This window comes from Peribacillus acanthi (assembly GCF_003073175.1).
In the GTDB taxonomy this organism is placed as follows: Bacteria; Bacillota; Bacilli; order Bacillales; family DSM-1321; genus Bacillus_BN; species Bacillus_BN acanthi.
The window spans coordinates 78444-85859 of sequence record NZ_QBBX01000017.1; the positions used below are offsets into that span (position 1 = coordinate 78444).

General features: G+C 39.1%; 5 protein-coding genes. All 5 read right to left on the minus strand.

The annotated features are described in order from the left end of the window. Positions 1-490, minus strand: a 490-nt coding sequence (locus DBX25_RS21460; protein WP_240620362.1) for an aldehyde dehydrogenase family protein, incomplete at its 3' end; no start/stop codon positions are given. Between the two features lie 210 nt (positions 491-700). Continuing rightward, complete coding sequence (locus DBX25_RS16125) at positions 701-1873, minus strand: CamS family sex pheromone protein (protein WP_108671821.1); 1173 nt, start codon at positions 1871-1873, stop codon at positions 701-703. Between the two features lie 12 nt (positions 1874-1885). Then, the gene (gene ligA, locus DBX25_RS16130; protein ID WP_108671822.1) at positions 1886-3892 is read right to left on the minus strand and encodes an NAD-dependent DNA ligase LigA; all 2007 of its coding nucleotides are present in this window, start codon (positions 3890-3892) and stop codon (positions 1886-1888) included. Positions 3893-4033: 141 nt separating this feature from the next. Then, complete coding sequence (pcrA, locus tag DBX25_RS16135) at positions 4034-6271, minus strand: DNA helicase PcrA (protein ID WP_108671823.1); 2238 nt, start codon at positions 6269-6271, stop codon at positions 4034-4036. Positions 6272-6346: 75 nt separating this feature from the next. Continuing rightward, positions 6347-7033: a heptaprenylglyceryl phosphate synthase gene (gene pcrB, locus DBX25_RS16140; protein ID WP_108671824.1), complete on the minus strand. Its 687-nt coding sequence runs from the start codon at positions 7031-7033 to the stop codon at positions 6347-6349. Positions 7034-7416: the final 383 nt, after the last annotated feature.

The following is a 7416-nucleotide window of genomic DNA, read 5'->3' on the forward strand; positions in this document are numbered from 1 at the left end:
ATTCACCTGGACGGCTTTCTACAGGAACACCATCTTTTAATTTCAACATTTGACGAGCATAGAACTCTAAGAAATCGATTGCTTCCGCTGTATCTGCATCCGCTTCATTCCAAGGTTTACCTGCTTCTTTTGTAAGTAAAGCAGAGAATTCATCCTTACGACGACGAATAATTGCAGCAGCACGGAACAGGATGTCAGCGCGAGATTCAGGCTTTACCTTTTTCCACGTTTTGAACGTCTCATCTGCCACTTTCATGGCTTGTTCAGCTAGGTCACGACTAGCTTTAGAAACGCGACCGATGACTTCTTCTTTATTTGCAGGGTTGTAAGAAACAATTTTATCTTCAGTTGTGATTTTCTCTCCGCCAATTACCAATGGGTAATCTTGACCAAGATAAGATTGAACTAATTTCAAACCTTCTAAATATGCAGCTTTGTTTTCTTCTTCTTTGAAATTTGTAAATGGTTCATGTTTGTATGGTAGTACCAAAGCAAACCCCTCCTATGTATTACTAACTCCACTACCCATTCTAACCGATAATGTACACTACTTCAAAGACAATAATGCTGGAAACTTAAGTACATAACTTTCTGAATTATCAATCCTCAGGATATCTATAAAACTCGACTTCCATTTGGCTACAATTGCAATTAAAAGCCCACCAATAAATGATGGGCTTGAATAGAAATGTATGCTTCATTAATACTGGTATATATGCACAAACGGTTCTTTTTGGTTTGGTTTGCGAACGATTAATGATTCAGGTCCACTTACGCTATTAACCGCCACTTGGACGGATACGTATTCAGGAAAATGCTCCATTACTAACCCTGCTACATACTGGGTAAAGCCAATGGCTTCAGCTTTCCCATAAAATTGTATCGGGATTGTAATGTTTAGTTCTTGCAACTGATCATCAACATAATATCCACGTCCAACAACACCATTAAAGTTAGGAAAGTATTTTTCTACATCCTGTTTAAAATTCAAAAAGAATGTAACATCATCACGATGTTTATCCTTTGCTTCTTCAGAAGGGAATAATAAATATTTTTCATTAACGTTTTCCCAACCACGGATAGAAGTATCTCCCTCTCCAATGTTGGTATAAGCAATAAAGTTCCCCGGAACAACAGACGTACTAGCTTCTTGTTTGAACAGCGCTATCGTAATAGGCACGTTCTTTAAGTCATCCATTTTGCGAAGGCGTAGAAGGACCTCTTGAGCAATTTTCTTTCCTTCCTTCTCCATTTCATCAGCAGGGATTTTCACACTGAAAACATCACCATATTCTTCCTTTTGATAATAATGAATCGAGTTCAACGCTAACCCGATAACAACTCCACCAAGACCAACAGTTCCTTCACCTTTCTTCACCATATAATCATGCTCCAGAATATGTGAAAGGTAGATTGGATACTGTTCATTTTGGTTAGCAATATCCCCTTTTTCCGGATTTAACGGGTTCAATCCTATATTATTCGATTCTTTAATTTTCTCTTTAGCTAGTTGTTCTTTTGTGTATTTACGGTTTAGCCATTTTCTTACCGTCTTTGAATCAAGGTATTGCCCTTCTTTGAACAAGAATGTATCCGGTTCAAAGTTTTGCTGGGCGATTCGCATTAATCCCATTTCCATTTCATTTACATCAAACCGCGTGTTTAGGTTTGATACTACAAGACCTCGCGCTTGACTTGGTTCAAATGGCAGAATGGTACGGTAATATTGTTCTGATATTTGATATTTCGGGATAATCGCTTTTTCTTTGGCAGTATCCGACTTTTGGACAACTTCCTCCTGCTTGTCGAATTTAGGTGCACAACCTGTTAACAACAGTAGAACCGTCAATCCGATCAAGTAGATTTTTTTCATGTTTACACCCTCTTATTTCTCTAATTCTTCGACCAGTCTATCCTCATCCCAAATCTCTATTCCTAAATCCTGTGCTTTAGTTAACTTTGAACCTGCATCTTCACCTGCAATGACCAGATGCGTTTTCTTAGATACGCTACCTGCTACATTGCCACCTAATGCCTCGATTTTTTCCTTTGCTTCAGTTCGAGACAATTGCTCTAGTTTCCCAGTTAATACAATGGTTTTTCCTGCAAAGAAAGAATCGGAGTTCTCTACTGTCACTGGCTTTGGACCTTTGTATTCCATCGAAACTTGGAACGATTTTAATTCACTGATTAATTCCTTCACTTCTGGTTGATCAAAATAAGTCACAATAGAGTCAGCCATTTTGTCGCCAATTTCGTTAATTCCTATCAATTCTTCATAGGAAGCATCCATTAACCCATCAATTGTTCCAAAATGCTGAGCAAGAGTTTTAGCTGCTTTTGCCCCAACATGTCGAATTCCCAGCCCAAATAATAATTTCTCAAGTGAATTCACCTTTGAAGCTTCAATGGCACTTAACAAATTCTGAACAGATTTTTCTCCCATGCGTTCTAATCCAAGTAGTTGCTCAGAAGTAAGTTTATATAAATCAGAAACTTTTTCAATCAATTTTTCCTGGAAAAGCTGACTAATGACCTTCTCTCCAAGGCCATCAATATTCATCGCATTTCTAGATACAAAGTGAATTAATCCTTCTCTTATTTGTGCCGGACATGTAGGATTGATACATCTTAAGGCCACTTCATCCTCTAATCTTACAAGTTCACTCTCACATTCTGGACAATGAGTTGGCATTTTGAAATTCTGCTCTTCCCCTGTTCGTCGCTCTAATAATACATTTACCACTTCAGGAATGATATCCCCAGCTTTTTTCACAACTACATGGTCTCCGATTTTCAAATCTTTTTCACGTATTAAATCTTCATTGTGAAGAGAAGCACGACTAACGGTCGTTCCAGCCACTCGAACCGGAACCAATATTGCAGTAGGAGTTACTACACCTGTCCTTCCTACACTTAATTCAATGTCCTTCAGAATCGTCACAACTTCTTCAGCTGGAAATTTGTACGCAATAGCCCATCGTGGACTTTTAGCAGTCATTCCTAGCTCTTCTTGTTGAGCCAAAGAATTTACTTTAATAACAATTCCATCTATGTCATAAGGAAGGTTTGGTCTTTTTTCAACCCATCCCTCAACATAAAGTAATACTTCTTCAATCGTCTCACATTTTTTTCGTTCTTTATTGGTCTTAAATCCTAACTCATCAAGCAAATCTAAGCCTTCACTATGCGACTGGACACCTGTTCCACCAGTATCAGCGACTCCATATAGATAAACATCTAAGTTACGTGACGCTGCAATCTTCGGGTCGAGCTGACGCAATGAGCCTGCCGCAGCATTTCGAGGATTCGCAAAAGGTTCTTCCCCTTTTTCCTCTTTTACTGAATTCAGCTTTTCAAAAGATTTCTTTGGCATGAAAGCCTCACCGCGTACCTCCATTGAATAAGGCTTTTTCAACCGTAAAGGAATAGATTTTATTGTCTTAAGGTTAGCCGTTATATCTTCCCCGATTGTTCCGTCCCCACGAGTCGCACCTTGTACAAACAATCCATCCTCATATCGAAGTGATACAGCTAACCCATCAATCTTCAGTTCACAAACATACGAAAATTTGTCTCCTACAGCTTGTCGGATTTTTCTATCGAAGTCACGCAAATCACTTTCATTGAATGCATTTCCGAGACTAAGCATTGGAGTCCGGTGTTCTACTTTTTCAAACATCGATAGAACTTCTCCACCAACTCGCTGTGTAGGGGAATCAGGAGTTCGGAATTCTGGATATTGTTCTTCCAGTTCAATTAGCTCACGTAGTAGCTGATCGTACTCTGCATCCGGAACGGAAGGTTTATCTAGAATATGGTATTCGTAATTATACTGATTCAGTAAAGTTTGAAGTTCCGTAACACGCTTTTGGGCAGAAGATGTCTCCATCGGCCGTTCCTCACTTTCATTTTTAGAAAACTTGACAATCGCCAAGCGTATGCGCCGGCGAATGCCTAGTTGCACGTATACTTTATACCTAAAATTGGCCCACTACGTCGACTTAATTCTCCGCTGCCAATTTATAAACAATTATACCTTTTGAACCGGCGCAAATTTAGCCAGCAAACGTTTGATGCCAATTGGACTCGGGAAAGCAATATCAAGCTCTTTTCCTTCTCCTTGTCCTTTTACGCTGACAACCGTACCTGTGCCCCATTTTTTATGCTCAGCTTTGTCTCCGACCTTCCAATCGATTTCATCTCCACCTGTTGCGGAAGGAGCATTAGTGGTACGGATCGCAGCTTGTCTTCGCATAGCTTGCCCAGGGATAGTAGATGGTCTTGTCCCACCCATAAAGCTTGGCATAGTCTTCTTTTGCATCGCTTGCAAGTCTTCCAATAGTTCCTCTGGAATTTCTGAAATAAACCTGGATACAGGATTCATACTTGTCCGTCCAAAAAGAGTACGCATTTGGGCATTCGTAATGTATAGTTCCTGTTCCGCTCTAGTTATTCCAACGTAAGCTAATCGACGCTCTTCTTCCATTTCCTCTTCTTCCATTAGAGAACGACTATGAGGGAAGACCCCTTCTTCCAACCCTAATAGGAATACAACAGGGAACTCTAGCCCTTTAGCTGAATGGAGCGTCATCAGTGTAACAGCTTCTTGTGGGGTCCCTTCCTCATCAAGAGAATCAATATCTGCGACTAAAGCTAAATCCGTAAGGAATGCCACAAGACTTTTATCTTCATTTTGTTCCTCAAAGCTTTTTGTAACAGATAAAAACTCTTCCAAGTTCTCAATTCGGCTTTGAGCTTCAATGGATTTTTCCAATTGAAGCATTTCCATATAACCGGATTTCTCGATAACTTCTTCAACAAGTTCAGTCACTGACAGATATTCCTGCATTTGTTCATAACCTAGGATTAGGTCACGAAATTCTCGAGCTGCTTTTGTGATTTTTGGGCTTAAGCCCATTAATTCTATGTCTTGAAGTGCTCGGAACATAGATATGTCCTGCATGGCGGCAAAATCAGCAATCTTATCGACTGATGAGGCGCCAATCCCTCTTTTTGGTACATTGATGACTCGTCGGAAACTGATGTCATCATCTGGATTTGCAATTAGTCTTAAGTACGCTAGCATATCCTTAATTTCTTTTCGATCGTAGAACTTGATGCCCCCTACGATGCTATATTGGATATTGGACTTTAGAAGTACTTCCTCCATTACACGAGATTGGGCATTCGTTCGATAAAGAATGGCAATATCCTGAAGGCTTTTGTCTTTTTCTCTCGTTAGGTCAAGGATTTTCCCCGCCACGAATTGCGCTTCTCCTTGCTCGCTGTCAGCTCGGTAATAAACAATTTTATTACCTTCAGCATTTTCCGTCCAAAGGTTCTTAGCCTTACGATTTGCATTGTTAGAAATAACCTCATTCGCTGCCTGTAGAATTTTCTTTGTAGAACGGTAGTTTTGTTCTAGCATGATAGTCTTTGAGTTGCTGTAGTCTTTCTCAAAGGAAAGGATATTGCTAATATCCGCACCTCTCCACCGATAAATTGACTGATCACTATCCCCAACGACACAAAGATTTTTAAAGCGAGCTGCCATTAGTTTTACTAACATGTATTGAGCACGGTTTGTATCCTGATACTCATCCACATGAATGTATTGAAACTTACGTTGATAATATTCCAACACTTCAGGCACTCGTTGAAAAAGTTGGATGGTCGTCATGATTAAATCATCAAAATCCAATGATTGATTTTTCCGTAGACGTTTTTGATATTCTTTGTATACTTCCGCTACCGTTTTTTCGTAAAATTGACCGGCTGTTTTTTCATATTCATCCGCATCCATCAATTCATTTTTTGCTGAACTAATAGTCCCTAATATTGATCTGTAATCAAACTTCTTAGGGTCCATATTTTTATCTTTTAAAATTTGCTTAATGACAGACTGTTGGTCAGTCGTGTCTAAGATAGAAAAATTGCGATTAAAGCCGATTCGGTCGATATCTCTTCTTAAAATACGGACACACATGGAGTGGAAGGTAGAAATCCAAATTTCCTCTGCAGCACCACCCATTAAACCTTTAATACGCTCTTTCATTTCCCTTGCTGCCTTATTGGTAAAGGTAATCGCTAAGATGTTCCAAGGTGCTACTTCCTTCTCTACCATCAGGTATGCAATTCTATGTGTCAGCACACGCGTTTTTCCACTTCCGGCTCCAGCCATAATTAATAATGGACCATCTGTAGTCTTTACTGCGTTTTGTTGTTCAGGATTTAACCCATTAATAAATCTTTCAGATAAAAACTTCAAGTTTCACACCACCAAATAAGAACATTCGTTCTATTTATTATACAAAATTTATTAGTAAAAGGAAATGTACTCTCTTTAATTTTTGACCGCTTTCACTGTTAAAAGAGCTTGTTCCAATTGATCATAAATTACATTCCCGACAACAACGACGTCCGCAAATTGTGCCATTTCTTTTGCTTGTTCGGGTCCCGTAATGCCCCCACCGTAAAAGACAGTTGTTTCATTTAGTCGCTCTTTTACTTCTTTAACCATGGCAGGATCACCGTACGTTCCGCTGTATTCTAAATAAAAAATCGGCAAATTCAACATACGTTCTGCCATTACACCAAATGCAACAACATCATCATTGTCTAGGTCTGTATTTGCATTCGTCAGTTTAGCCGCTTTACACTCGCCATTTAAAATACAATAACCCTCTACAAATATTTCATCCCAATTCATGATTTCTCCAAATTCCTTTACAGCCTGTTGATGGAGACCCACAATCCAGTTAGGATCTTTACTGTTTAATACCGTCGGGATAAAGTACAAGTCAAAACCCGGGGATACTGTTTCAATAGAAGAAACCTCAAGCACACAAGGTACAGTATATCTTCTAATTCTGGCCATTAAATCAAGTACATCTTCAAGAGTGACATTATCTGAGCCACCAACTAGAATGGCATCCGTCCCAGATTCACAAATTAACTCTAACGCATCGTCAGAAATATCTTTATTAGGATCGAGTTTAAACACATGTTTCCACTCGCGAAAATCGTACATTAAAAAGCCTCCCATCTAATTCCCATTCAACCATTATATCATTTCAGATAGGCAAGAAAAACTGTCATACTTTCTAATCGTGTTCTGTTTTTATCTTACATCTGGCACCATTATCTGCTTCTGCCTTAGTGCAGAACAGAAGTCACGGAAAAATGGCAGTATACCGCGGATATATTCCTAAAAGTCACGGATAAACTACTAAAAGTCACGGATTTCTGGCTGATGTCACGGATACATAGTCAGATAGGCGACTGAACAAAGGCAGAAAATCCTATTTTTATCAGGATTTTACCGAACAGAAGTCAAGTCCGTAATATTGTGTAAATTGCTTTCCCAACGTTTTCAACTAGTTTTTCATTATATTTAATAGTACTTAACTATTT

Bases quoted from the DNA above. Each gene is read 5' to 3' on its own strand.
- DBX25_RS16125 (WP_108671821.1), bottom strand. From the start codon at position 1,873: ATGAAAAAAATCTACTTGATCGGATTGACGGTTCTACTGTTGTTAACA.
- ligA (WP_108671822.1), bottom strand. From the start codon at position 3,892: ATGGAGACATCTTCTGCCCAAAAGCGTGTTACGGAACTTCAAACTTTA.
- pcrB (WP_108671824.1), bottom strand. From the start codon at position 7,033: ATGTACGATTTTCGCGAGTGGAAACATGTGTTTAAACTCGATCCTAAT.